The sequence below is a fragment of the Kitasatospora sp. NPDC056181 genome, assembly GCF_042266225.1.
In the GTDB taxonomy this organism is placed as follows: domain Bacteria; phylum Actinomycetota; class Actinomycetes; order Streptomycetales; family Streptomycetaceae; genus Kitasatospora.
Genome location: NZ_JBHJUK010000003.1, coordinates 98,198 through 122,303 on the forward strand (window position 1 = coordinate 98,198; position 24,106 = coordinate 122,303).

At 73.9% G+C, this 24,106-nt stretch carries 19 protein-coding genes and 1 riboswitch; of the genes, 5 read left to right on the forward strand and 14 right to left on the reverse strand.

The window, feature by feature from the left end:
• Window positions 1-32 precede the first annotated feature (32 nt).
• The 9 genes from ACFC1F_RS02645 to ACFC1F_RS02685 form a co-directional block, all read right to left on the reverse strand.
• Complete coding sequence (locus tag ACFC1F_RS02645; RefSeq protein WP_209415518.1) at window positions 33-956, reverse strand: NAD(P)-dependent oxidoreductase; 924 nt, start codon at window positions 954-956, stop codon at window positions 33-35.
• On the reverse strand, window positions 947-2,050 hold the full coding sequence (locus ACFC1F_RS02650) for a cytochrome P450 (protein WP_376155129.1): 1,104 nt from the start codon (window positions 2,048-2,050) through the stop codon (window positions 947-949). The genes ACFC1F_RS02645 and ACFC1F_RS02650 overlap by 10 nt, the downstream gene beginning before the upstream one ends.
• Window positions 2,047-3,525: a class I adenylate-forming enzyme family protein gene (locus ACFC1F_RS02655; protein WP_376155131.1), complete on the reverse strand. Its 1,479-nt coding sequence runs from the start codon at window positions 3,523-3,525 to the stop codon at window positions 2,047-2,049. Before ACFC1F_RS02655 ends, ACFC1F_RS02650 begins: the two co-directional genes overlap by 4 nt.
• A gap of 121 nt (window positions 3,526-3,646) precedes the next feature.
• On the reverse strand, window positions 3,647-4,396 hold the full coding sequence (locus tag ACFC1F_RS02660) for a glycosyltransferase family 2 protein (RefSeq protein WP_376155133.1): 750 nt from the start codon (window positions 4,394-4,396) through the stop codon (window positions 3,647-3,649).
• Window positions 4,393-5,406: a 3-oxoacyl-ACP synthase III family protein gene (locus tag ACFC1F_RS02665; RefSeq protein ID WP_209415521.1), complete on the reverse strand. Its 1,014-nt coding sequence runs from the start codon at window positions 5,404-5,406 to the stop codon at window positions 4,393-4,395. Before ACFC1F_RS02665 ends, ACFC1F_RS02660 begins: the two co-directional genes overlap by 4 nt.
• Before the next feature lie 92 nt (window positions 5,407-5,498).
• Window positions 5,499-8,321: a PKD domain-containing protein gene (locus tag ACFC1F_RS02670; protein ID WP_376155134.1), complete on the reverse strand. Its 2,823-nt coding sequence runs from the start codon at window positions 8,319-8,321 to the stop codon at window positions 5,499-5,501.
• A gap of 311 nt (window positions 8,322-8,632) precedes the next feature.
• A complete protein-coding gene (locus ACFC1F_RS02675) occupies window positions 8,633-11,404 on the reverse strand; it encodes a PKD domain-containing protein (protein WP_376155136.1) in 2,772 nt (923 codons plus the stop codon).
• Between the two features lie 209 nt (window positions 11,405-11,613).
• On the reverse strand, window positions 11,614-13,074 hold the full coding sequence (locus ACFC1F_RS02680) for a flotillin family protein (protein WP_209415524.1): 1,461 nt from the start codon (window positions 13,072-13,074) through the stop codon (window positions 11,614-11,616).
• 124 nt (window positions 13,075-13,198) lie between these two features.
• On the reverse strand, window positions 13,199-13,405 hold the full coding sequence (locus tag ACFC1F_RS02685) for a hypothetical protein (RefSeq protein WP_209415525.1): 207 nt from the start codon (window positions 13,403-13,405) through the stop codon (window positions 13,199-13,201).
• Window positions 13,406-13,563: 158 nt separating this feature from the next.
• Window positions 13,564-13,698, forward strand: a riboswitch (TPP riboswitch).
• On the opposite strand from ACFC1F_RS02685, the gene thiC reads away from it, so the two are divergent.
• Window positions 13,693-15,519 (forward strand): phosphomethylpyrimidine synthase ThiC, encoded by a 1,827-nt coding sequence (gene thiC, locus ACFC1F_RS02690; protein ID WP_209415526.1) that lies wholly within the window; start codon window positions 13,693-13,695, stop codon window positions 15,517-15,519. Its footprint overlaps the riboswitch before it by 6 nt.
• 92 nt (window positions 15,520-15,611) lie before the next feature.
• Here the strand turns inward: thiC and ACFC1F_RS02695 are convergent, their stop codons facing one another.
• Window positions 15,612-16,112 carry an NUDIX domain-containing protein gene (locus tag ACFC1F_RS02695; RefSeq protein WP_307853373.1) on the reverse strand — a complete coding sequence of 167 codons (501 nt, stop codon included), beginning with the start codon at window positions 16,110-16,112 and terminating at the stop codon, window positions 15,612-15,614.
• Window positions 16,113-16,159: 47 nt separating this feature from the next.
• On the opposite strand from ACFC1F_RS02695, the gene ACFC1F_RS02700 reads away from it, so the two are divergent.
• Entirely contained in the window at window positions 16,160-16,480 is a 321-nt protein-coding gene (locus ACFC1F_RS02700; protein ID WP_376155139.1) for a Uma2 family endonuclease, read from the forward strand.
• 6 nt (window positions 16,481-16,486) lie between these two features.
• Here ACFC1F_RS02700 and ACFC1F_RS02705 read toward each other — a convergent pair whose 3' ends face one another.
• Window positions 16,487-16,885, reverse strand: coding sequence for a VOC family protein (locus ACFC1F_RS02705; RefSeq protein WP_209415586.1), 399 nt, complete (start codon window positions 16,883-16,885; stop codon window positions 16,487-16,489).
• A 128-nt stretch (window positions 16,886-17,013) separates the two neighbouring features.
• On the opposite strand from ACFC1F_RS02705, the gene ACFC1F_RS02710 reads away from it, so the two are divergent.
• Together ACFC1F_RS02710 and ACFC1F_RS02715 are read left to right on the forward strand one after the other, a co-directional pair.
• On the forward strand, window positions 17,014-17,961 hold the full coding sequence (locus ACFC1F_RS02710; protein ID WP_376155141.1) for a LysR family transcriptional regulator: 948 nt from the start codon (window positions 17,014-17,016) through the stop codon (window positions 17,959-17,961).
• 117 nt (window positions 17,962-18,078) lie between these two features.
• Window positions 18,079-18,375 carry a putative quinol monooxygenase gene (locus tag ACFC1F_RS02715; protein ID WP_209415533.1) on the forward strand — a complete coding sequence of 99 codons (297 nt, stop codon included), beginning with the start codon at window positions 18,079-18,081 and terminating at the stop codon, window positions 18,373-18,375.
• A gap of 184 nt (window positions 18,376-18,559) precedes the next feature.
• Here ACFC1F_RS02715 and ACFC1F_RS02720 read toward each other — a convergent pair whose 3' ends face one another.
• The 3 genes from ACFC1F_RS02720 to ACFC1F_RS02730 all read right to left on the reverse strand — a co-directional run bounded on the left by ACFC1F_RS02720 (window position 18,560) and on the right by ACFC1F_RS02730 (window position 22,400).
• On the reverse strand, window positions 18,560-19,501 hold the full coding sequence (locus ACFC1F_RS02720; protein ID WP_376155143.1) for a hypothetical protein: 942 nt from the start codon (window positions 19,499-19,501) through the stop codon (window positions 18,560-18,562).
• A 188-nt stretch (window positions 19,502-19,689) separates the two neighbouring features.
• Window positions 19,690-20,943 (reverse strand): metallophosphoesterase, encoded by a 1,254-nt coding sequence (locus ACFC1F_RS02725; RefSeq protein ID WP_376155145.1) that lies wholly within the window; start codon window positions 20,941-20,943, stop codon window positions 19,690-19,692.
• A gap of 299 nt (window positions 20,944-21,242) precedes the next feature.
• Window positions 21,243-22,400, reverse strand: coding sequence for a LacI family DNA-binding transcriptional regulator (locus ACFC1F_RS02730; RefSeq protein ID WP_209415535.1), 1,158 nt, complete (start codon window positions 22,398-22,400; stop codon window positions 21,243-21,245).
• A gap of 376 nt (window positions 22,401-22,776) precedes the next feature.
• On the opposite strand from ACFC1F_RS02730, the gene hisC reads away from it, so the two are divergent.
• The gene (gene hisC / locus ACFC1F_RS02735; protein ID WP_209415536.1) at window positions 22,777-23,859 is read left to right on the forward strand and encodes a histidinol-phosphate transaminase; all 1,083 of its coding nucleotides are present in this window, start codon (window positions 22,777-22,779) and stop codon (window positions 23,857-23,859) included.
• Window positions 23,860-24,106 lie beyond the last annotated feature (247 nt).

Consider the following 24,106-nt stretch of genomic DNA (forward strand, 5'->3'; position numbering starts at 1 on the left):
ACGCCCGTACCCCCTCGCCGGGGGTGCGGGCGTCAGTCGTCCGCCGGGGAGCCGGCCCGGGCCGGCGGGTGGAGCGCCACCGTGTCGAGGTCCCAGCGCGGCTGCCACTGCTGGGCGCGGGCCCGGGTGAGGTCGAGGGTGACGCTGTTGGCGAGCTGGTCGACCGCGTAGGGCGTCAGCCCGGGGAACCGCCCGGTGCGGGCGGCCAGCCGGGCGAGCGGCACGGGCACGTGGCCGATCCGCGCCCGGACGCCGTGGGCGGCCAGCACCCGGCGGACGGCGTCGTCCCGCCGGTAGGACCGGCCGTCGGCGATGTTGTACGCGCCCGGGGCCCAGGGGGCCCGGCCGGTCAGGCCCAGCGCGGCCAGGCACGCGTCGGCGAGGTTCTGTACGGCGGTGAGGCTGATCCGGACGTCGCCGCCGGGGAGCAGCAGCAGGCCGCGCCGGGCGCGGGCCAGCAGCTGCGGGGCGAGGTGCGGGTCGCCCGGACCGTAGACGGCGCGCGGGCGCAGCACGACGGCGCCCGCCGCCAGCGCGATCCGTTCGCCGGCGGCCTTGGTCCGCCCGTACGCGTTGAGGTGGCCGCCCTCGGTGGGGTGGCGCTCGGTGACGCCCTCGCGGCTCGTCCGGGGGTCGTAGACGCTGGCGCTGCTCACCCAGACGACCGGGCGGCCGGCCGCGGCGCGCATCAGGCGTTCGGTGCCGGTGACGTTGACGGCGTACTGGCCGGCCTCGCCGGGGGAGCCAGGGGGCAGGTCGGCGACGGCCGCCGCGCAGTGCACCACGAGGTCGGTGCCGGTGAGGTCCGGCGCCCCCTCGGTGGCGTCCCAGCGGACGTGCCGCCCGACCGGGCCGGGGGAGCGGCCGTAGCAGTGCACGTCGAGGCCGAGCGCGTCGGCGGCGAGGGCGACGTGCGAGCCGCAGAAGCCGCCGGCGCCGGTGACGGCTATCCGCATCGGCGGGCTCCCGACCGGACGGCGAGTTCCGCGTAGCCGGGCAGGGCGGCGCGGCGGTCGACGCGGGCACGGGTGACCACCGGCCGGTACGGGGCCAGGGCGAGCAGGACGTCGGCGAGCTGGGCGCGGGCCAGGCCGGCGCCGGGGCAGGCGTGCGGGCCTGCGCCGAAGACGGCCTGGGCGGCGGCCGGCCCGGGGGCGGGGGTGGTCCGGTGGGCCCGGGCGGCGTGCCGGGCGACCAGGACCAGCCGGTCGCCGGCCCGGACCGGGCGGCCGGCCACGGTGGCGTCGGCGGCGGCCACCCGGGGGAGCAGCGGCGAGGGGGCGGTGAGCCGGAGCAGTTCGGCGGCGAGCCGGGGCGCGGTCGAGGCGTCCACCGTCGGCCAGAGGGCGGCGTCGGCGCACCAGGCGACGGCCCGGGGGAGGGCGGCCACCGTGGTGTTGACGGCGGCGACGGCGAGCATGGCGTCGAGCGGGTCGGGGAGCAGGGCGGTCAGCCCGGTTGCGGCCGTGGTCGCGTCGGTCCGGCGGCCGGGGCGGCGCGGGCCGGGCAGGTGGTCGGCGGCGGCCGCCGCGGCGGTCTCGGCGGCGGCCCGGGCGAGGGCGCGCGGGCAGGCGTCGGAGCCGGTCAGCGCGGCGGTCGTCACCCCGGCCAGTTCCAGGGCGAGGTCGACGAGTTCGAGCCGCCCGGTGGCGAGGGCCGGGACCCGGTCGGCGAGGACGGCCTGCCAGTGCGGCCGGATCCGGTCGAGCGCGCCGGCGCCGAGGTCGCCGGCCAGTTCGCGGCGGGCGGCCCGGTGTTCGCTGCCCTCCTGGTCGAACAGCAGCCCGCCGTCGGTGAGTTCGGCGGCTGCCCCGCCGGTGGTGCCGGGCGCGGTGCGGTCGAGCGGGACGCGGGTGAGCACCTCCCGGTAGGCGTCGGTGTCGTGCACCAGGACGGTGCGGCCGAGCCGGACGACCGGGCGGCGGCGGGTGGCGCAGAGCAGCGCGAACAGGACGGGGTGGCTGTGCAGGTAGACCCGGCGGTCGCGGCGGCGGGCGGCCCGGGAGGCGGCGGCCGGGGCGGGGACGGCTCGGGTCGGCGGGCTGGTCACGTGGTCAACTCCCGTGCGCAGTGGGCGGAGGCGGCGGCCCGGTCGGGCTTGCGGGACCGGCCGGCCAGCGGGACGGCGCCGAACAGCAGCGCGTCCGGCCGGGCGGCACCCATCCGGTCGAGGGGGCCCTGCAGGGCGGTGCGCAGCCGGTGCGGGTCGGTGCCGGGGCGCGGCTGGACGAGGGCGACCAGCCGTTCGTCGCCCGGCGCGTCGGTGCGCGGGACACCGACCAGGACGGCGAGTTCGACGCCGGGCAGGTGCAGCGAGGGCTCGTACAGGCCGGGGTAGATGTTCTCGGCGCCGCGCAGCACCATGTCCTTGAGCCGCCCGGCGAGCACGATCCGGCCGTCCGGGGTGAGGGTGGCGCGGTCGCCGGTGCGGACCCAGGGGTCGGGGTCCTCACCGAGGTAGCGGTGGCGGGCGCCGGGGCCGGTGAGCAGCAGCTCGCCGTCGGGCGCGAGGCCGGTGCGGACGCCCGGCAGGGGTGCGCCGACCAGGTCACCGGGGCCGCTGAAGGCGCTCTTCGCGGCCTCCTCGACGGCGGCGGCCGGGAACAGTTCGGTGAGCGCGTACACGCCCCAGGCCTGCTCGGCGCCGGCCTCCTTGACCCGGCGCAGCAGGGCGGCGTCGGCGGGCGCGGAGCCGGTCCAGACTCGGCCGGAGAAGCGGGCCCCGGAATGCAGGGCGGCGCGCAGCTGGGGCGGGGTGAGGTAGGTCTGGGCCGGTGCCAGCCGGGCGAGTTGGCGGGCCAGTGCGGCGGGCGTCCGGGCCGGGAGGGCGACGGTGGCGCCGGCGGCCAGGGCCGGGACGAGGACGAAGAAGGTGCCGCCGAGCACGGTGGTGCCGGGGCGGGGCCCGACGAGCTCGGTGACGGTCCGCAGGCCGGCCGCCAGCCCGTCCCGGGTGTGCACGACGGCGCGCGGGCGGGCGGTGGTGCCGGAGGTGAAGACGATCACGGCGTCGGTGTCGCGGCCGCCGGTACGGGGCGCGGGTACGGCGGCGGCGTCGGTGCGCAGCCGGGGCGCGCAGCCGGGCAGCCGGCGGCCGAGGGTGGCGACCGGGCCGAGCGCGGCCAGCCGGGGCAGTGCGAGGTCGGCGCGGCGGGCGAGCGGGCCGGCCCAGCCGGCCACCGCCTGGGCGGCGGCGTCGGCGAGCACCAGGTCGGGCCGGGCCAGGGCGAGGCGGGCGGCGAGCACGTCCGGTCCGGCGGTCGGGTCGAGGACGGCGGTGCGCAGGCCGAGCCGGTGCGCCGCGAGCATCACGGCGAGTGCCCGGGGGCCGGGGCGGACGGCGACGCCGAGGGTGGCGCCTTCGGTGAGGCCGCGGGCGTGCAGGGCGGCGGCGTAGACGTCGGCGAGGTCGGCGAGGTCGCCGCGGCGGATCCGGACCCTGGTGGCGCCGGTGCGGGTGTGGTGCAGCACGGCGGGCCGGTCGGGGTGGACGGTGCGCAGGGCGTGGGCGAGCCGGTCGAGCACGGTGTGTCCTCAGCGGGGCGGGGTCGGCGGGCGGGGTCGGCGGAAGTCGGTCGGCGGGAGGTCGGTCGGCGGGTCGGCGGTCGGGTCGGCGGGAGGTCGGTCGGCGGGTCGGCGGGCGGGCTCAGCGGACGTCGGCGGAGCGCCCGCCGGGGCCCCGCTCCAGGTACCAGCGGGCGGTGCCGGCCACGCCGTACGCGCGGATCCGGCGGGTGGAGTTCTGCACCACCATGTCGCGGCGGTGGACGATGGCGGTGGTGTGCCGGCGCACGCGGTTGATGAACGCCCGGTCGGTGGGCGAGGGGCGGCGCGGCATCCCGCCGACCGCCTCGTACAGCTCGGCGGTGATCGCCATGTTGTTGCCCGCGTGCATCCGGTACGGGGTGAGGTAGCCGTGCCGGCGGCGGTGGGCGGGCCGGATCCGGCCGAAGAAGGCGCCGAGCGCCACCAGGACCAGGAACACCGCCCGCCCGGCCGGCCCGTGCTCGTCCCGGCGGGCGGTGACCCGGCCGCAGACCAGGCCGCGGGACTCGGTCATCCCGGCGCGGGCGGCGGCCGTCCAGCCGGGTTCCGGCAGGCAGTCGGCGTCGGTGCGGGCGAGCAGGGTGGCGCCGTGCGCGATGGCGTGCCGGAACCCGGTGTCGATCGCCGAGCCGACCCCCTTCTCCGGCTCGACCAGGACCTCGACCGGGAACGGCGCCCGCTCGGCGAAGGCCCGGACCTTCGCCACGGTGCGGTCGGTGGAGCCGTTGTCGGCCACCAGCAGGGTGAACTCCCGGTCCCGCTGGGCGGCGAGGGCGTTGAGCGTGCCCTCGATCCGGGCCTCCTCCTGGTAGGCGGGGACGACCACCCAGAGCTTGGTCGGGGCGTTCACGACGCCTCCCAGACCATCGTCATCAGGCTGACCCCGCCGCCGAGGCCGATCAGCAGCACCTTGTCACCCGGGTTCAACTCAGGCCGTATTCGGTCCAGTTGGACACCGATGGTGGCACTGGCGATGTTGCCCAGTTCCGGGACGGTGAGCACCAGCTTCTCCGCGGGCACACCGGTCAGCTCCACGAACCGGTCCAGGTAGGGGACGGTGACCTGGTGCACCAGCACCCGGGCGTAGTCGTCCCAGCCGAGGCCGGTGCGGGCCGCCACCCTGGTCAGGATGGCGCCGCCGATCTTCTCGAAGACGCCGCGCAACTCCTTGCCGCCGCCCCGGAAGTAGCTGTACTCGTCGCCGCGCGGGTGGCGCGAGCCGCCGCCGGGGATGCCGCCGGCCTCCCAGTGCTCGGAGGCCGTCTCGGTCTCGACGTCGAGGATGCCGCCGCGCTCGACGGCCTCGACCACCACGGCTGCGCCGGCGTCCCCGAAGGTGTAGCCGGCGAAGCCGTCCCGGAAGTCGGCCAGGCCGCCCGGGTCGCGGCGCATCGCGCGGCTGGGCGTTTCGCCTGTGACCACCAGGGCGCGCCGGGCCCGGCCGGCCAGGATCATCGCGCGGGCCAGGTCGATCCCGTTGAGGAAGCTGTTGCAGGCGTTGCTGACGTCCAACGCATGGGCTCGCGAGCCGAGTTCGGCCTGGACGAGGTGTGCGGTGGCCGGCTCGCAGATGTCCCGGGTGGCGGAGGCGTACAGCAGCAGGTCGACGTCGGACGGGTCCAGGCCGCGGGCGTCCAGGGCGCGCCGGGCGGCGCCGACCGCCAGGGTGGAGGCGTACTCGCCGTCGGCCGCGAAGTGCCGGGTGACGATGCCGGTCGCCTTCTCGAACATCCGCTCCGGGAGGCGGAGCCGGCCGCCCGCGGTGACCTCGTCCTGGAGCTGCTGGGAGGTCAGGCGGCGGGCGGGCAGGTGGGATCCGACGGCGGTGATGCCGATCCGTGCGGTGGCTGCTGGGTGCATGCCCCCATGCTCCGGCGGACGGCGCCGCGCCCACCTGAGTACGGGTACTCAGGTGGGCGCGGGCGGGCTACTCGATCGGTGCGGGGGCCGGGCTACTGGTTGCGGTAGTAGCCGAAGAGGTCGGCGACCACGTGGGTGGAACCGGCGTTGTTGGCGATGTCGAAGCGGCCCTGGGCGTCCACCGGAATGGTGCCGTGGCTGGGCACGTCCAGGCCCGGGGTGGCGTTGAGGTTGCTGGTGCCGGGCTTGGCGGTGCCGGTGGCCCAGGCGGTGAGGTGGGTGGCCTCGGTGGTCTCGGTGGCGGTCAGGTTGACGGCGGCGGCGGTGGCACCGGCGGGGACGCCGACGACGGTGCGCACCGAGCCGGCGCCGAGCGGGGCGCCGCTGCGGGAGTCCAGCAACCGGCTCGGCAGGACGGGCGTGAACAGCCCCTTGCCCTCGGGGCCGAAGTAGCCGACGACGTCCACGACCGCGTGCGAGCTGCCGCTGTGGTTGTAGATGTCGATCGAGCCGTCCGTGCCGAGGGGGACGACCACCTGGTTGGTGATGTTCCGGCCGGGGACGGTGTTGAGGTTGGAGCCGGCGGCGGGGCGCGGGGTGCCGGCCGGGTGGACGGTGACGTAGCTGTTGGCGGTGGACTCGGTGGCCGTCACGTTGAGGATCACCGAGCGGGCCGTGGCGGGCACGCCGCCGTTGCCGGCCACCTTCAGGCGGCGGGTGGCGTCCTGGCCGACCGGGCCGCCGGCACCGCGGGTGTCGAGCAGCCGGGCCGGGGCCAGGGCGGTGAACCTGTCGGCGGCGGAGGGCTGGTAGTAGCCGAGGATGTCGGCGACGACGTCCAGCGAGGCGCCCTGTGCGCCGATGGACACCTCGCCGTTCAGGCCGACGGGGACGGTCACCAGGTTCGAGACGTCCTGGCCGGGCGCGAAGTTGACGTTCGAGGTGGTGGAGGTGCCGCTGCCGGACGGGGCGGCGCTGAGGAATCCGTGCCCGGAGGCGCCGGTCGCCGTCAGGTTGAGCACGACGGCGGTGGCTCCGGCCGGAACGCCGCTCGCGGCGCCGTCCTGGGTCTTGCGGACCTGGAGGTAGAGCGTGCCGCCCGCCTCGACGTGGCGGTAGCGGGTACCGGGGGTCCGGGTGTCCATGACGCGCACGGGCGGCAGGGCCGTGAAGCCGGACGGGGCGTACGCGGCGGTGACCTTCTGGACCCAGGAGGTGGAGTTGCCCTTCTCGTCCTTTGCCACCAGCGTCACGTCGTAGTCGCCGGGCCGGGAGTAGGTGTGGGAGAAGGTGTTGCCGGGGCCCCACTGGGCGCCTCCTCCGTCGCCGTAGCTCAGGATGCCGTACTCGGTGATCCGGTACGGGCCGGTGGCGCTCGCGGTGAAGGTGAAGCCGAGTGGCTCCTCGGCGGACGGGGTCACGGTGAGCCGGGCGCTCAGCGGGCCGGGGGCGGAGGCGATGACGACCCGCTCGAACGGCTCCCCGCTGACCGTGTCGCCGGTCCCGTCGGCGGCCGTCACGGTCGGCTTGAAGGTGCCGGCCGCGGTGTAGGTGTGCCGGACGGTGGCCTCGGTGGTCACCAGGGGGGCGCTGCCGTCCTTGAAGTCGTACGTGTAGGTGAGCGCGGTGGGCCAGCCGTTGGACGCCCCGGCGGACATCTCGACCGTCAGCGGGACGGGCCCCTGCGGGGACGGCGTTTCGGTACCGGTGATCACGGGGTTGACGCCGGCCAGGCCGTGGATCTCGGTCGCGCCGCGGTCGCGGGCGCTCGCTCCCGGGCCGGAGTTGGCGATGTGGGGCGCGTCCACGACGGCCCGGCCCCACATGTCGGAGTCGAGCACCCCGGGTGCGTCCGGGTCGGCGGAGTCGATCAGCGCGTCGGCGGTGGCGGTCGGCCGGTGGTAGCCCCCGATCATGGCGTCCCGGAACCGGATGTCAGAGTCGAGGTCGTGCGAGCCCTGCCCGGTGGCGGCGGTCAGTTCGGCGGGGCCGCGGTGGGCCGTCCCCGCCCAGACGTAGGCCGGGTCGGTGCCGGTCGGGTGGACGACGTTGTAGTCCACCTTCGTCCCGGCGACGGCGCCGACCTCGACGACGATGAGGCCGTGGCCGTTGCCCGGGTTCTCGGCGTTCGGGATGACCACGTTGTTCTCGACGGTCGCGCCCGTGGAGGCACCTGCCAGCCGCACACCCGGGCCGATCGGCAGGGTGATGGTGTTGTTGACGACCACGGTGCCGACGGCGTCGGTGGCCTTGACCGCGCCCTCGGTGTTGGAGCTGAGGTCGTTGCCGACGACCGTGGTCCCCCGGGTGCCGGCGTCGAGGACCACTCCGCGCCCGTAGCCGATCACCGAGCGGCTGATCGTGGTGGAGTCGCTGGTGCCGGTGACCCTGACCGTGGCGGCGCCGGGCACGACCGGGGGCTCCGCGGAGCCGGTCGGCCGCTGGAACAGGTAGAGCTGGTCGACGGTGACCCGGCTGGAGTTCTCGATCAGAACCGGCTCGGGGGTGTCGAGGACCGCGAGGCCGCGGACGACCACGTCGTGGGCGCCGGAGAGCCGGATCGCGTGGCCGGCGGTGTTGCGCAGGACCGGCTGGTGCGGCCCGTCGGGGGCGAGGGGGGAGCCGTTGATCACGATCGGCCGGCCGGGCTCGCCGGAGCGGGTGATCCGCAGCTCGCCCTTCCAGGTGCGGGCGGCCAGCTGGACCGTCTGACCCGGCCGGGCGGCGTCGACGGCGGCCTGCGGGGTGCAGAACGGCACCGCCTGGCTTCCGGTGCCGGAGTCGTCGCACGGCTTCGACGGCGTGTTGTCGACGTACAGGACGGCCGGCGGTTCGGCGGCCGCCGCGGAGAACGGAAGGCCGACGGCGGCGGAGGCTATGGCGGTGCCGAGCACCACGGAATGACGAAGGCGCACTGGTGTTTCCCCCGGAACGGGCACGGACAGGTCGGTTCAGGTGCTTCGCCCGGCCGCCCTGCGGGACGGACGGGACGGACGAGGCGGACGAGGCTGACGCGCAGGCTATCGGCACGGTGATCACCTTGGTGGAGCGGGGATTGACGTGCCGTCCGGTCCGGTCGGGCGGTTGAGGACGTACGCGGACGAAACGGCCCACCGGTGTCCGCCGTGCTCCGGCGGACAGCACCGCGCCCGCCCGAGTACGGGTACTCGGGCGGGCGCGGACGGACTGCGTGGACGGACGGGTCACCCCGGAGGGTGCCCGGGTGTCACCAGGCCTGGTAGTAGCCGAAGAGGTCGGCGACCACGTGGGTGTTGCCGGCGTTGTTGAACAGGTCGAACCGGCCCTGCGCGTCCACCGGGACGGTGGCGTGGTTGGGCACGTCCAGGCTCGGGCTGGCGTTCAGGTTGCTGGTGTCGGGGCGGGGCGAGCCGGTGGCCCAGGCGATGAGGTGGGTCTTCTCCTCGGTCTCGGTCGCCGTCAGGTTGACCGCGGCGGCCATGGCGCCGGCCGGCACGCCGTTCACGGTGCGGGTGCCGCCGGGGCCGAGCTTGGCGCCGCCGTTGTCACGGGAGTCCAGCAGACGGGTCGGGACGACGGGGACGAACCGGCCCTTGCCGTTCGGCGTGTAGTAGCCGAAGACGTCCACGACGGCGTGGGCGGTGCCGACGTGGTTGTAGATGTCGATGGACCCGTCACCGCCCAGCGGGACGACCACCTGGTTGGGGATGTCCCGGCCGGGCACCGTGTTGAGGTTGGAGCCGTTGACGGGCAGCGCGCTCCCGGCCGGGTAGGCGGTGAAGAAGCTCTTGGCGCTGGACTCGGTGGAGGTGATGTTGAGGACCACCGAGGTCGCGTCGGCGGGGACGCCGCCCTGGCCGGCGATCTTCAGCCGGCGGGAGGAGTCCTGCCCGAGCGGCGTGCCGGTGGTGCGGGTGTCCAGCAGCCGGGCCGGGGCGACCGGCTGGTACCACTGGTCGGTGAACGGGGAGTAGTAGCCGAGGACGTCCCCGACGACGTGCACCGTGCCGGCGTTGTTGCGGATGGTCACCTGGCCGTCGGGGCCGACCGGGACGGTCACCAGGTTGGCGACGTCCTGGTTGGGGCCGAAGTTGACGTTCGAGGTGATCGGCCGCGCCCCGCCGGTCGGGTAGGCGCTCAGGAAGCTGTTCTGGGTGCCCTCGGTCGCCGTCAGGTTGAGGACGACCGCGGTGGCGCCGGGCGGCACCACGGTCGCACCGCCGGTGGCGCTGGGGTAGCGGACGTTGAGGTTCCACGTCTCGCCGGGGCCGAGCTTGTGGTTCTGGGCGCCCGGCCAGCGGGTGTCGAGCACCCGGGTCGGGGAGAGCGCCTTGAAGCCGGCCGCGTCGTAGTTGACGGTGACGGGGAGGTCGCCGCTGCGGGTCTGGCCCGAGTCGTCGGTCACCGTCACCTTGACGGTGTGCGTGCCGGGCTCGGCGAAGGCGTGCTCGGCCTTGCCGACGTTGTTGGTGGTGGGCGTGGTGCCGTCGCCGAAGTCGAACGTGTAGCTGGTGATCGCCCAGGGCGACGTGGTGCCGGTGGCGTCGACCTGGAAGCCGAGCGGGTCCCGCTGGCTGTTGGCGTGGCCGGTCAGTGACACGTTCAGCTGGCTGTCCGCGGTGACGTTGACCGGGAAGTCGACGGCGTCGGACTTCCGGCCTCCGCGGCCGTCGATCACGGCGACGTTCGGGGTGTAGCCGCCGGACTTGAGGTAGGTGTGCCGGACGGTCTTCTCCGGGGTGGTCAGCGGCGCGCTGCCGTCCCCGAAGTCGAAGGTGTAGGTGAGCGCGCCGCCCCACTGGTTGAAGGCCTCGGCGGTGAGGTCGACCGTCAGCGGGCCCGGGCCGGTGGGGGCCGGGTGGACGGTGCCGGCGGCCTTGAGCTCGACCGACAGCAGGCCCTGGACCTCGTAGGAGCCGCGGTCGCGGAAGCTGCTGTTCGGGCCGCCGTTGGCGACCAGCGGGTGGTCGGTGGGGGCGTTGCCCACCAGGTCGGTGAAGGAGCCGCGGACCGGCAGCGGGTCGGCGGAGTCGATCGCGGCGTTGCTGTCCAGCGTCGGGACGGCGAGCGGCAGGAACGCGTTCTCGAAGGTGATGGCGTGGTCGATGTCGTGCGCGCCCTGGCCGGTTGCGGCGTTCAGCTCGGCGGGCGACGGGTAGCCCCGGTCGGCCCAGGTGTAGGCCGGCAGGCCCTGGACCGGGTGGACGATGTTGTAGTCGAGCCTGGTGCCGGTGGCGGAGGCCGCCGAGACCGACACGCTGGACCCGTTCACGATGTTGTTGACGATCGCCGAGCCCGCGGAGGCGCCCTTCAGGGCGAGGCCCTGAGTGAGGCCGCCGGTGATCGTGTTGTTGTTGACGACGGTGTCGGGGGCGTCGGTGATGTTGATCGCGACATCGGTCGACATGCTGAACTGGTTGGCGGCGATGGTGGTGTGCTGGGCTCCGGCACCGATCGAGAGGCCGCGGTTGTGGTAAAAGACCGACCGCTCGACCGTGATCTGCTCGGCCTGGCCGGTGACGGCGACCGCGGGCCGGACGCTCTCGCCCTGCTCCTCGTACCAGTTCTGCGTCAGGCCCACCCGGGACGAGCCGGAGAGCTCGACCGTCGTCAGGCCGAGGCCGGTGACGACGACGTCGTGGACGTTGGTGAGCCGGATCGGGTTGCGCGACTTCGGGCTGATCGACGGCTGGGTGTAGTCGTTGATGCCGGTGAACGGGCTGCCGCGGAAGGTGATCGGCTTGCCGATCTCGCCCGAGCGCGTGATGACGAGGTCACCGAGCTGCTCGGTGTTGGGCGCGATCTGGACGGTCTGCCCGGGCAGGGCGGCGTCGGCCGCCGCCTGGACGGTGCAGTAGGGCTTGGCGGCGGTACCGGTGCCGTGGTCGTCGCAGCCGACGGACGGGCTGTTGTCGACGTACACGACGGCGGCGGGCTCGGCCGCGACCGCCGGGAGCGGCAGTCCGACCACTGCTGAGACCACGGCGGCGCTGAGGCCGACGGCATGACGAAGGCGCACTTTGTGCTTCCCCCCGGTTTGTGAATGTCCATTGCTGCTCGACGCGGGCGCCACCCGTTGCGGTGAGGCGCTGGGGGAGTCTCTGCGGAGCAGTTGTGAGCATTATGGTGCCAGGAGGGATCGTTTCAGTCACTGGGTTGGCTGATAAAGATCGGTGACGCACGGGTGCCCGCCCGCCGTCGCGGCGGGCGGGCACCTGGGAGACGTGCTCAGTCCTCCACCGGGATCTGCTGGACGGGTACCGCGGCGGCCGCCGGGGCGGCCGGGGCCGGCTCCTCCTGCCCGCTCATGGTGCCGATGATCTGCCGGGCCAGGCCGAGGCCGGTCCCGCCCATCGTGAGCGCCTTGGTGAACAACTCCCCCACGCCGTCCGCACCGTTGAGCAGCACCATGTGCTCGACGTTGGCGAAGGACTCCGAGGCGGCCAGCACGATGTCCGGCCACTTCTCCGCCAGCTCCTGGGCCACCACCGAGTCCGGGTTCTCCGTCAGGGCCTCCGCCCTGGCCTTGATCCCCTCGGCCTTGGCGAGCCCGATCGCCTTGGCCGCCGCCGCGTCGGCCAGACCGCGGGCCTCGGCGGACGCGGCCTCGGCCCGGCCGGTGGCCAGGGTCGCCTCGGCGGACGCCAGCCCGCGCAGCTTGGTGGCGTCGGCCTCCGCCTCGGCCGCGACCCGGACCTGGCTGGCCTCGGCCGCCGCCTTCAGCTCGGTCTCCCGGGCCTGCGCCTGCGCGGCGGAGATCCGGGCGTCGCGGTCGGCCTCGGCCCGGGTACGGGTCTCGTAGGCCTTGGCGTCGGCCGGCTTGCGGACGTCGATCTGGAGCTGCTGTTCCTTGCGGCGCGCCTCCAGCTCGGCGACCCTGGTCTCCTGGACCACCACCTCCTGCCGCGAGGCCGCCTCGGCGAGCGGACCGGCCTGCTGGGCGCGGGCGTTGGCGGTGTCCCGCTCGGCCTGGTAGGCGGACTGCTGGATCGCGCTGTCGCGCGTCGCCTCGGCCTTGCGGGCGGCGGCCTCCTGCTCCGCCTCGGTGGCCATCCGGTCGGCCACGGCCTGCGCGATCCGCGCGTCCCGCTGGACGGCGGCGGCATGCGGGATGGCGAGGTTCTTGATGTAGCCCGTCGGGTCGATGATCTCCTGGATCTGCAGGGTGTCGATGATCAGCCCGAGCTTCTCCATCTCCAGCCCCGAGGCGGCCCTGGTCTCCCCGGTGAGCCGTTCGCGGTCGCGGATCATGTCCTCGACGGTGAGCCCGCCGACGATCGAGCGCAGGTGGCCGGCGAAGACGTTGTGGACGCGCTGGCTGATCAGCTTCTGCTGGTCCAGGAAGCGCCGGGCGGCGTTCGCGATGGAGACGTCGTCGTCGCCGATCTTGAAGATCACCACGCCCTTGACCCGGACCGGGATGCCCTGCGTGGTGACGCACTCGACGTCCAGCTCGGCCTCGTTGAGGTCCAGGGACAGCCGGCGGACGCCCTGCAGGCCCGGCGTCACGAAGGTTCCCCGGCCGGTGACGATCCGGAAGCCCAGCCCGTCACCGACCCCCTCGGTCTTGTGCCGGGAGCCCGAGATGATCAGCGCCTCGTTGGGCTCGGCCACCCGCCACATGAGTTTGAAGAGTGTGATGCCCAGCAGCAGCACCGCGGCGGACGCCCCGATGATGATGAACAACATGGTTCAACTCCCCCTTCCGGCGCATGAGATGCACCGGTTCGGATTGTCCGCTTGGTGCAACCCGAAGAGAAGGGCGAGAACATGACGGACTGTCACAAGCTCGTCACGGCGGTGACGTGGCCCGTCAGGGAAGCACCGGGGCCACGTAGACCGTCCTGGGCGGCTGGTACTCGATCACCACCACCGGCGTCCCGACCGGCAGTCGGTCGCCCGGCACGGCCAGGTAGGCGAGGAACGCCTCCGTCCCCTGGCGCTCCGGAACGTGCACCATCACCTCGCCGACCAGTCCCGCCCCGACCGCCCCGGACACCCGGCCCGTGCTCCCGACCACTACGCCCTCCCTCGTCGCCCCGCCCCCCGCGTGCAGCCAGTCTGCCCGGCCGGGGCCCCGGCGGTGGCCCCGCGGCCGGAATCGCCCGGCCGTGGACCCCCTCTGGACCAGCGGCGATCCGCTCGCTACGGTGTTGGACGTCATGCGCAGGCAACACCGCCTGCGGACACGGGAGCTCGGAGCACCGGGCTGAGAGGACGCTGACCGGTACGTCGCTGGACGTGCCGACCGCTGCGTCGACCGCAGGAACCTGACCGGGTAATGCCGGCGTAGGGAGTAGAGGTCTGATGACCACGTTCGACGCACAGCCGCAGTCTGCCCAGAACCCCGCCGTCAGCAGCGCGGGCACCGGCTACCCGACCCCGGCCTGGCGCAAGGCGTACCGCGACGGGTCCCGCCCCGACCTGCGCGTGCCGTACCGCGAGGTCGTGCTCACCAATGGCAAGAGCGTCCCGCTGTACGACACCTCCGGCCCGTACACCGACCCGTCGTACGAACCCGACGTCCGGCGCGGGCTGCCCGCGCTGCGCGACTCCTGGATCCGCCAGCGCGGCGACGTCGAGGAGTACGACGGCCGCGAGGCCCGCCCCGAGGACGACGGGATCAAGCACACCTCGCCGCGCGGCGGGAACCTGCGCAACCTCGACGCCGTCTTCCCCGGCCGCCCCCGCCGCCCGCTGCGCGGCCGCGACGGCGCCGCCGTCACCCAGCTCGCCTACGCCAAGCGCGGCATCGTGACCCCGGAGATGGAGTTCGTGGCCCTGCGCGAGGGCCTCGCCCCGGAGTTCGTCCGCGCCGAGGTGGCCCGCGGCCGCGCCGTCATCCCGGTCAACGTGAACCACCCCGAGGTGGAGCCGGCCGTCATCGGCACCAACTTCCTGGTGAAGATCAACGCCAACATCGGCAACTCCGCCGTCACCTCCTCGATCGAGGAGGAGGTGGAGAAGATGACCTGGGCCACCCGCTGGGGCGCCGACACCGTCATGGACCTCTCCACCGGCCGCAACATCCACACCACCCGCGAGTGGATCCTGCGCAACTCCCCCGTGCCGATCGGCACCGTGCCGCTCTACCAGGCGCTGGAGAAGGTCGACGGCAAGGCCGAGGAACTCAGCTGGGACGTCTACCGCGACACCGTCATCGAGCAGTGCGAGCAGGGCGTCGACTACATGACCGTCCACGCCGGCGTGCTGCTGCGCTACGTGCCGCTCACCGCCCGCCGCAAGACCGGCATCGTCTCCCGCGGTGGCTCGATCATGGCCGCCTGGTGCCTGGCGCACCACCAGGAGAACTTCCTCTACACCAACTTCGAGGAGCTCTGCGACATCCTCGCGGGCTACGACGTCACCTTCTCGCTCGGCGACGGCCTGCGCCCCGGCTCCACCGCCGACGCCAACGACGAGGCGCAGTTCGCCGAGCTCCAGACGCTGGGCGAGCTCGGCCGGATCGCCCGCGACCGCGACGTCCAGGTGATGATCGAGGGCCCCGGCCACGTCGCGATGAACAAGATCAAGGAGAACATGGATCTCCAGAAGGAGATCTGCGACGAGGCCCCCTTCTACACCCTGGGCCCGCTCACCACCGACGTCGCGCCCGGGTACGACCACATCACCTCCGGCATCGGCGCGGCGATGATCGCCTGGTGGGGCACCGCGATGCTCTGCTACGTCACGCCCAAGGAGCACCTGGGCCTGCCCAACCGGGACGACGTGAAGACCGGCGTCATCACCTACAAGATCGCCGCCCACGCGGCCGACCTCGCCAAGGGCCACCCCGGCGCGAGCGAGTGGGACGACGCCCTCTCCGACGCCCGCTTCGAGTTCCGCTGGGAGGACCAGTTCAACCTGGCCCTCGACCCGGAGACGGCCCGCGCCTTCCACGACGAGACCCTCCCCGCCGAACCCGCCAAGACCGCCCACTTCTGTTCCATGTGCGGTCCGAAGTTCTGCTCGATGAAGATCTCCCAGCAGATCCGCGACGAGCACGGCGACGGATCGACGGCCGTCACCTCGGCCGCCGCCGGCTACGACGCCGAGGCGCTGGCCGGGATGCAGGCCAAGTCGGAGGAGTTCGCGGCCCAGGGCAACCGGGTCTACCTGCCGCTGGCGGACTGAGAGCACCGCACGCGCCGCGCCGCACCGGGAGGCAGGAGGGGGCTTCCCGGCGCGGCGCGGCGCCCCGGTTGATGCCGTCGGCTGGTGGCCGCCTACTCTCGCCAAGAATCGAGTGAGACGCTAGGGCCGTCATGGAGGTAGCTGATAAGGGCTGCCCCCGTGGTTGACACGAACTCCCGGGGAATGGCGTCGGTGCTGACCCATGAGACCTCCGAGTGCTTCTCGGGCTCTCCATTGCTCAGGCTTCCCGACCACTCGTGCGCGACGAACACCACGGTCAGGAAGCCGTTGGGAGCCTCGACACCTCGGGCGCCGTGGATGACGTGCACCAGCTGCAAGTCATCGGGTGCGACTACGAGACCGGTTTCCTCGTTGAGCTCGCGCACGGCGGTCTGGGTGATGGGTTCGCCGGGCTCGCTCTTGCCGACGGGCAGGTCCCACATGCCTTGCGCGAACTTTGCCTTGGGGCCGCGTCGCAAGAGGGCCACCCGCTGCGTCTCGCGGTCATGGACGATCACGGCGGCAACCAGCAGTGTCATCGACTCCGTGGCGGGCTTGAGCGCGGTGGACTGGTCGGCGGTTGTCTGGGCCACGTACTTCGGTCCCTTCCGGCGGTGCGGCTGTTAGGTCAGTGCCTCGCGTGCGCGGCGTTCCAGGTCAGTCGCTCCTGGGACCCCGCGTCTACGGGAACAGCGTCCCGGCCGAGCCCGCGCTCATCGCCGTCGAGATCGTCTCGCCCTCGAATCCCGAGAACGACTGGGTGGGCAAGCTCCGTGACTACCCGTTGATGGGGATCCCCCTCTACCTGCTGGTGGATGCCACCCGGAGGAGCGTCACGCTGTTCGGCGAGCCCGAGGCCGGACGGTACCGGCTGCGGGAGGAGGCCGACTTCGGGGAGACGGTCCACATCCCGCATCCCTTCGGCTTCGTCCTCGACACCTCGGTGCTGCTCCCCTACTGAGCCTTCCTACTGGTCGTCCGCGTCCTCGGCGTACCAGCGGAGCTCGACGGTGTTGCCGTCCGGGTCCTGGACGTAGAGCGAGGAGCCGGTGCCGCGGGCGCCGTAGCGGGGGCCGGGGCCGTCGAGGACGGTGAAGACGCCCGAGTCGATGACCTCCTGCCAGTCCAGGGGCTCGACGGTGAGGCAGATGTGGTCGACGTTGGACTCGCCGCGGGGGCGGGAGAACAGGTCGATGATGGTCTCCGCGTTGACCCGGACCGAGGGGAAGGAGACCTTCCCGGCCCGCCACTCGTCGACCCGGACCGGCTCCAGGCCGAGCGGGCCGGTGTAGAACTCCAGCGAGCGCTCGACGTCCTGGACGTTGAGGACGAGGTGGTCGAAGGCCTTGATGCGGACGGCGGCCATGCTGGGCTCCCGGGAGGTGGAGTGGTGGTTCCTGGTGACGTCCTCCACGATCCGCTGTTCGGGGGGAGTCATCAACGTCGTTCTGCAATAAGATCGTTGAGTCGGACTCAACGATCGGATGTCGGGGCATGTGGGAGCGGCACGAGATCGAGGCCTTCCTGACGCTCGCCGAGGAACTGCACTTCGGCCGGACCGCCGAGCGGCTGGGCGTCACCACCGGGCGGATCAGCCAGGTGATCGGAAAGCTGGAGCGCCGGGTCGGCGCCCGGCTGTTCGAACGTACCAGCCGGTCCGTCCGGCCGACCGCGATCGGGCGGCGGCTGGCGGAGGACCTGGCGCCGTTGGTGGCCGGGATCGGGGAGTCGGTGCGGCGGGCGGTGGAGGCGGGCCGCGGGGTGAGCGGGGAGCTGCGGGTCGCCTTCCTCGGCGAGTGGACCGCACCGCTGCTGCTCAAGGCCGTCCGGCTGTTCGGGGAGCGTCACCCGGGCTGCCGGGTCGAGGTGCGCGAGGTGCAGCTCTTCAACTCCCGCCCGAGCCTGCTGGACGGCTCGGTCGACCTGCTCATCGCCGCCTACCCGTTCGAGGGCGACGGCCTGGTCTGCGGGCCGGTGCTGCTCTCGGAGCGGCGGGTCCTGGCGGTGTCCGCCGGGCACCCGCTGGCACGGGAGGAACAGGTCTCGGCCGAGGTCCTCGGCGACCACGCGGTGGTGCAGTACCCGGAGGTGACCTCGGCCGGGTTCAAGCGGGACCGGACACCCGACCTCACACCGTCCGGCCGGCCGGTGCCGAAGGGGCCGGTGGGCAACACCTTCTCGGAGATGCTCACCCTCGTCGCCCTGGGCCGGGGCGTGCTGCCGGTCGGCGAGCACTCACGGCGCTACTACCCCCGGCCCGACCTCGTCTACGTGCCGATCCACGACGCGCGGCCGATCGTGCGGGGGCTGGTCTGGCGGGAGAGCAACACCACCGAGCGGCTCCGCGCGTTCGTCCGCGCGGCCACGGAGGCCGCCGCGACGGAGGCCGCGGCCACGGAGGATGCCGCGACGGAGGATGCCGCGACGGCCGAGTACAGCTAGCGCGGGCCGGGGAGGAGCCGGCCGGGGAAGATCCTCGTGGGCCGGCACGTTCGGACGGGGGACGTCGGGGCCGAGGGGCGTCGACGACGAGGGACAACGGGGACGAAGGGGGACGGGATGTCTCAGCGGATCACGGCCGTCGCGGTGCTGCGGGCCAGGGCGGGGCGCGAGGAGGAGATGCGGGCGCAGGCCCGGTCCATGGTCGAGCCCAGCCTGGCGGAGCCGGGCTGCCTCTCGTACCGCAACTACGTGGACCCGGACGACCCGCGGGCCTGGGTGGTGCTGGAGGAGTGGGAGTCGAGGGAGGCCTTCGAGGCGCACCTGGCCAGCCCGCACCTGGCCCGCTCCCTGGAGCGGACGGCGGAACTGCTCGACGGCCCGCCCGAGGTGAAGGTGCTGACCGCAGCGGAGTGAGCCGCGCCGGGGTGAGCCGCGCCGGGGCGAGCTGTGCCGGGGCGAGCCGCGCCGGGGTGAGCCGCGCCGGGGCGAGCCGCGCCGGGGTGGGCTGCGCCGGGGCGAGCTGTGCCGGGGTGAGCTGCGCCGCGACCCGGCCGCGGAGGGCGCGGGCCCTCCGCGGCGGTGCCGGGCCGAGCCGGGGTCAGACGTCGTCCGGGCTGGTGAAGGCCGGGCCGGTGTAGCCGGGGCCGGTGAAGTCCGGGGTCGTGAAGGTGGCGGTGCGCGGCTCCCGGCCCTCGGGGTCGGTGAGGCCCTCGGCACCGGGGCTGCTGAAGCCCGGCCCGGTGTACCCGGGGCTGCTGAAGTCCGGGCTGCTGTACTCGGGCCGGGGCGCGTCGGGCCCGGGTGTGTCGGGCCGGCGTGCGTCGGGCCGGGCCGGATCCCCGGCCTGTGCGGGGACGGCGGCGGGCGGCGGTGGTGCCGGCTCGGCGCGCAGGGCGGCGTGCAGGTACGGCAGCAGCGCCCGGTCGCGCAGCGCGCGCTGCCACTCGCGGCGGGCGTCGGCCAGCTCGGCCGCGAGGTCCGGATCGGCCCCGGCCGGGGCCGGCACGGTGGACCCGTCGCGCAGGGCGGTGAGGATCAGCCCGACGATGCCCACCACCATCGCGACCACTCCGGCGGCCAGGGCGACCCAGCCGGCCGTCAGCAGCGAGCGGGCCAGGGCCGGCTCGGGGTCGGCGGCGCGCAGGACGTACCCGAGGAGCAGCAGGACGAGTGCGGCGGCCCAGGCGAGGATCGGGGTGAGGACGGTGAGGACCGGGAAGAGCCCGGCGCCGCCGCTCCCGGAGCGCAGCTGGGCCAGCAGCCCGGGTGCGCCGGGTTCGCCGTCGTGGGCGGCCGGGGGTGTGCTGCGCAGGCTCTCGCGCAGCCGGAGGTAGTGCTCGTACTCGGTGGCGGCCGCGGCCGCGACGCCGTCGGCGGCGCGCAGGGCCTGGATGCGCAGCTGGTCGCCGGTGAGGGCGCCGGGCGTGCGCAGGGCGGTCAGGATGGTGCCGTCACGCAGTGCGTCGTCGAGGATGCGCTCGAAGTCCGGGCGGTCCTCGGCGAGCAGGTGCGGGGCGTTGTTCATGGGGACCCCGTTCATGCGGAACCCGGTTCGCTCGGGCCCGCGGGGTGCGCTGTTGCGGGCACCTGAGACGGTCCGCCACACGGGCGGCCGGGTGTGGTGTGCCTCGATGGTAGGGGCGGGTGCGGTCGCGCTGACAGTAACTTTCCGGAATTTCGCGCCCCGGGCCGCGCGTGCGGTCCGGGGCGAGCGCCGGGAACGGGTGTTCAGTTGACGGGCAGTCGGGCCACGAGCAGGCGTCCCTCCATGGTGACGCCGCCGTCCATCGCCACCGCGAGGTCGTCCGCGTAGATGTACGGGCCGGGGATGTGCGGCGGCGCGCCGTCGTCCGCGTGCACCGCGCCGGTGAGGTACGGGATGGGGCTGTGACCGTGCACGACGCGCGAGCCGCCGTAGGTGTCGAGCAGCTCGTGGACGGCGGTCGGTCCGGCGTCGCCGCGGAAGGCGAAGCGCTTGGTGAACCGGCGGAAGCAGTCCCACCACTCGTCCACGCCCTCGTCGGCGAGCAGGTCGTGGACGGCGTCGTTGACCTCGGCGATGGACTCGCCGTACTCCAGGTACGCGGTGGTGTCGGAGTGCAGCAGCAGGTGGCCGTCCTCCAGCGCGATGGCGGGGAGCCGGGAGAGCCAGCTGACGTGGTGCGCCTCCAGCCGGTCCAGGTCGTGCTGCTGTCCGCCGTTGAGCCGCCAGGCGGCGAGGAAGGAGGCGGTGCCGGCGGTGGACTGGACGGGCTCGTCGCCGTACCGGGCGGCGCCGAGGAAGAGCAGTTCGTGATTGCCCATCAGGGCCCGGCAGTAGCCGCCGGCGGCGGCGGCCTCGGCGGCGAGCTGCATGACCAGGTCGATGACGCCGATGCCGTCGGGGCCGCGGTCGGTGAAGTCGCCGAGGAACCAGATCCGGGAGCGGCCGGCGGACCAGTGGCCGTCGGCGTCGATCAGGCCCTGGTGGCGCAGCTCGGCGAGCAGCTCGTCGAGGTAGCCGTGCACGTCGCCGACGACGTAGAGCGGGCCGGGCGGCTCGTTCGGGGCGGGCGCGGGGTACGGGTGGTACGGCAGGCCGGGCTCGGGGAGCGGGGGGCCGAGCTCGATGGTCGGCGGGTCGTCGACCTGGTGCGCGGGCGAGGGCATGTCGGGGAGCGTCGGCTCGTACCCGGGGTGTGCGGCCTGCGGGCCGTGGGCGCCCTGCGGGTCGTGGTGGTCGTGCTGGACGTGGTGGTCCTGCTGCGCGTGGGCGCCCTGCTGGGTGTGGCCGTCGTGCGGGTGTCCGGTGGCCGGCCAATGCTGTTCGAGGTACCGGGCGCCGCCGTAGCCGCTGTACGTCTCGGACTCGTACGCCGCCTCGGCGTACCCGGCCGGCTCCGGTTCGTAGTAGGTGCCGTAGGGCAGCACGTCGAGGTCCGGCTGGTGGCGGGGGCCTGAGTCCGGGTGTTCAGGCCCGGGGAAGCGGTCCTCGGGTGTCATTCGCCCATCATAGGAAGACCACTCTCCCGGCGTCGTCACCTGGTGGGTATCCAATCCTCCGGAGCGTCAGCCAGGTGGTCCGTCAGGTCCGATTTGTCCCGGCTGGGTATGGTCTAGACCCCCGTTGGGCCCGTCGCGGCGCGGGGTACGGGCGGCCCGCCCCGGCGTGCACCCCGGGCGGGCCCGGGACACCCGCACGCGGGTCCGGCGCACGCCCACGCGGGCTCGGGGCACGCCCACGAGGGCCCTGGGCACCCGTACGCGGGCCCGGGGCACGCCCACCAGGGCCCGCGGCGCACCTACACCTCGCCCGGCGGGCGCGGCGGGCTGACCGTGGTGCGCGGGCTCCGGCGCTGGGAGGAGGCGCGGACGATCAGCTCGGTGGGCATCAGGGTGCCGGGCGGCGGGCCGTTGCCGGCGGTGCGGAACCGCGGCGGGAAGAGCCGGGCGATGTCGACGCCCGTCCCGGAGTCCACCCCCTCGATGGCGTCGATGAGCAGGTTGACGACGGTGGTGCCGATCCGCCGGGGCTTGAGCGAGAGCGTGGTGATCGGCGGCTCGGTGGCCGCGTACACGTCGCTCTCGCTGCAGCAGACCAGCAGCAGGTCGTCCGGTACCCGCAGGCCGTACCGGCGGGCGGCGGCGAGCAGGTCGGTGCCGTTGGGGTCGAAGAGCCCGTAGACGGCGTCGGGCCGGTCGGGCCGGGCCAGCAGCCGGTCGGCGGCGACGGCGCCGGCGGCCGGGTCGTGCGCGGGGTAGGCCTCGTAGACCGGCTCCTGGCCGACCTTGGCGCACCAGCCGAGGTAGGCCTCGGTGGAGAGCCGGGTGTAGGTGTCGGTGCTGGTGCCGGTGAGCAGGCCGATCCGGCGGGCACCGGCCTCGGAGAGGTGGTCGAGGATGCCGAGTACGGCGGCCTCGTGGTCGTTGTCGACCCAGGCGGTGACCGGGCAGTTCCCGGGCTTGCCGTCGCTGACCACCGGGACGCCGGACCGGTACAGCTCGCTGACCAGCGGGTCCTGGTCGGGCGGGTCGATCACCACGGTGCCGTCGAGGGCGATGTTGCCCCAGACGTCGTGCCGGGAGGAGGCGGGCAGCACCACCAGCGCGTAGCCGCGGCCGAGGGCGGCACTGGTGGCGGCGCGGGCCATCTCGGCGAAGTACGCGAACTCGGTGAAGGTGAACGGCTCCTCGCCGTAGGTGGTGACGGTCAGTCCGATCAGGCCCGAGCGCCCGGTGCGCAGGGTGCGGGCGGCGGCCGAGGGGCGGTAGCCGAGGCGCTCGGCGACCTCGCGCACGCGGCTTCTGGTCTCGTCGGGCAGGCGGCCCTTACCGTTCAGCGCGTCGGAGACGGTGGTGATCGACACTCCTGCGGCTGCTGCCACATCCCGGATGCCGGCCCGCTCCAGACGCCGTGAGGTGGTGGGTCGCCGACCGCTCTGGTTGGCTGCTGCTGTCATGGCGGACCGATCGTATGGCTCCTGACAAGTGTCTGTGACCGGCGCATCGGGGGGCCTTGGAGATACGTTTCTCCATGAGTGAGCCCGTGTGCGCCCCTTCGATACCCGCACGAAACCAGCCGTCTTACCTCTGACATGTGCCAAAGGAACCCGGCAGAATGGCTGATCTGCGCCCGTCACCCGACCGGGCATCTCACTCCTACGGGTGAGCGGCGGTCGGTATCGTTCAGGGCACCCGACCGGGGTGGTCCGGGTGCGTCGCGAGTTCCCGGGTACGACGGCGATCCCGTCCGAGCCGGGCGCGGACGCACCGGAGGCAGCTCGAAGCGGCGAGAGGGCCGCGAGCTCGACCGAGTGGAAGAGAAGGAGCAGGACCGTGAGTGGAACGGCACCGCAGGGGCCCCGGCTGAGGCCGACCCTGGATGGCATCCCCACCTACAAGCCCGGCAAGCCGGCCGGCGCCGACGCCTACAAGCTGTCCTCCAACGAGAACCCGTACGAGCCGCTGCCCGGCGTGCTCGACGCGGCGGTGAAGGCGGCCGGCTCGTTCAACCGGTACCCGGACATGGCGGTCACCGGGCTGACCGCCGAGCTGGCGCAGCGCTTCGGCGTCCCGGCCGAGCACATCGCCACCGGCACCGGCTCGGTCGGCGTCGCCCAGTCGCTGATCCTCGCCACCGCCGGCCCGGGCGACGAGGTGATCTTTGCCTGGCGCTCCTTCGAGGCCTACCCGATCATCACCCAGGTCGCCGGCGCGACCCCGGTCCCGGTGCCGCTCACCGCGGGCGGTGACCACGACCTGGACGCGATGCTGGCGGCCGTCACCGACCGGACCCGGCTGATCTTCGTCTGCAACCCCAACAACCCCACCGGCAACGTGATCCACCGCGCCGAGCTGGAGCGCTTCATCGACGCCGTCCCCGCCGACGTCCTGGTGGTCGTCGACGAGGCGTACATCGAGTTCATCCGCGACCCCGAGGTCCCCAACGGCATCGAGCTCTACCGCGACCGCCCGAACGTGTGCGTGCTGCGCACCTTCTCCAAGGCGTACGGCCTGGCGGGCCTGCGGGTCGGCTTCGCGATCGCGCACGAGCCGGTGGCCACCGCGCTGCGCAAGACCGCGGTGCCGTTCGGCGTCACCCAGCTCGCCCAGGACGCCGCCGTCGCCTCGCTGCGGGCCGAGGAGGCCCTGATGGTCAGGGTCGAGGCGCTGGTCGAGGAGCGGACCCGGGTGGTCGCCGGGCTGCGCGCCCAGGGCTGGGAGATCCCGGACTCGCAGGCCAACTTCGTCTGGCTGGCGCTCGGCGAGCGCTCCCAGGAGTTCGCCGCCGCGTGCGCCGAGGCCGGCGTGATCGTCCGCCCGTTCCCCGAGGGCGTCCGGATCTCGATCGGCGAGGCCGAGGGCAACTCGATCTTCCTCGCGGTGGCCGAGGCCTTCCGCAAGACGATCGAGGGCTGACCCGGCCCGGACGGTTTCACGAAGGGGCGCACCGTTCGACGGTGCGCCCCTTCGTCGTCCCGTGGCGCCCCCTGTGTCGTCCGCGGTCGGGCCGTCCCTGCCGTCCCGGTTCGGTCGTGCCGTGCCGCTCCCGCGCCGTCGTGCCGTGCCGCTCCCGTCCCGCCCCCGTTCCGGCCTGTGGCGGCAGGGCGCCGTCCGGTGCCGGTCCGGCGCCGTCGTGTCCGGATGCTGTCCTGATCCGGTATCA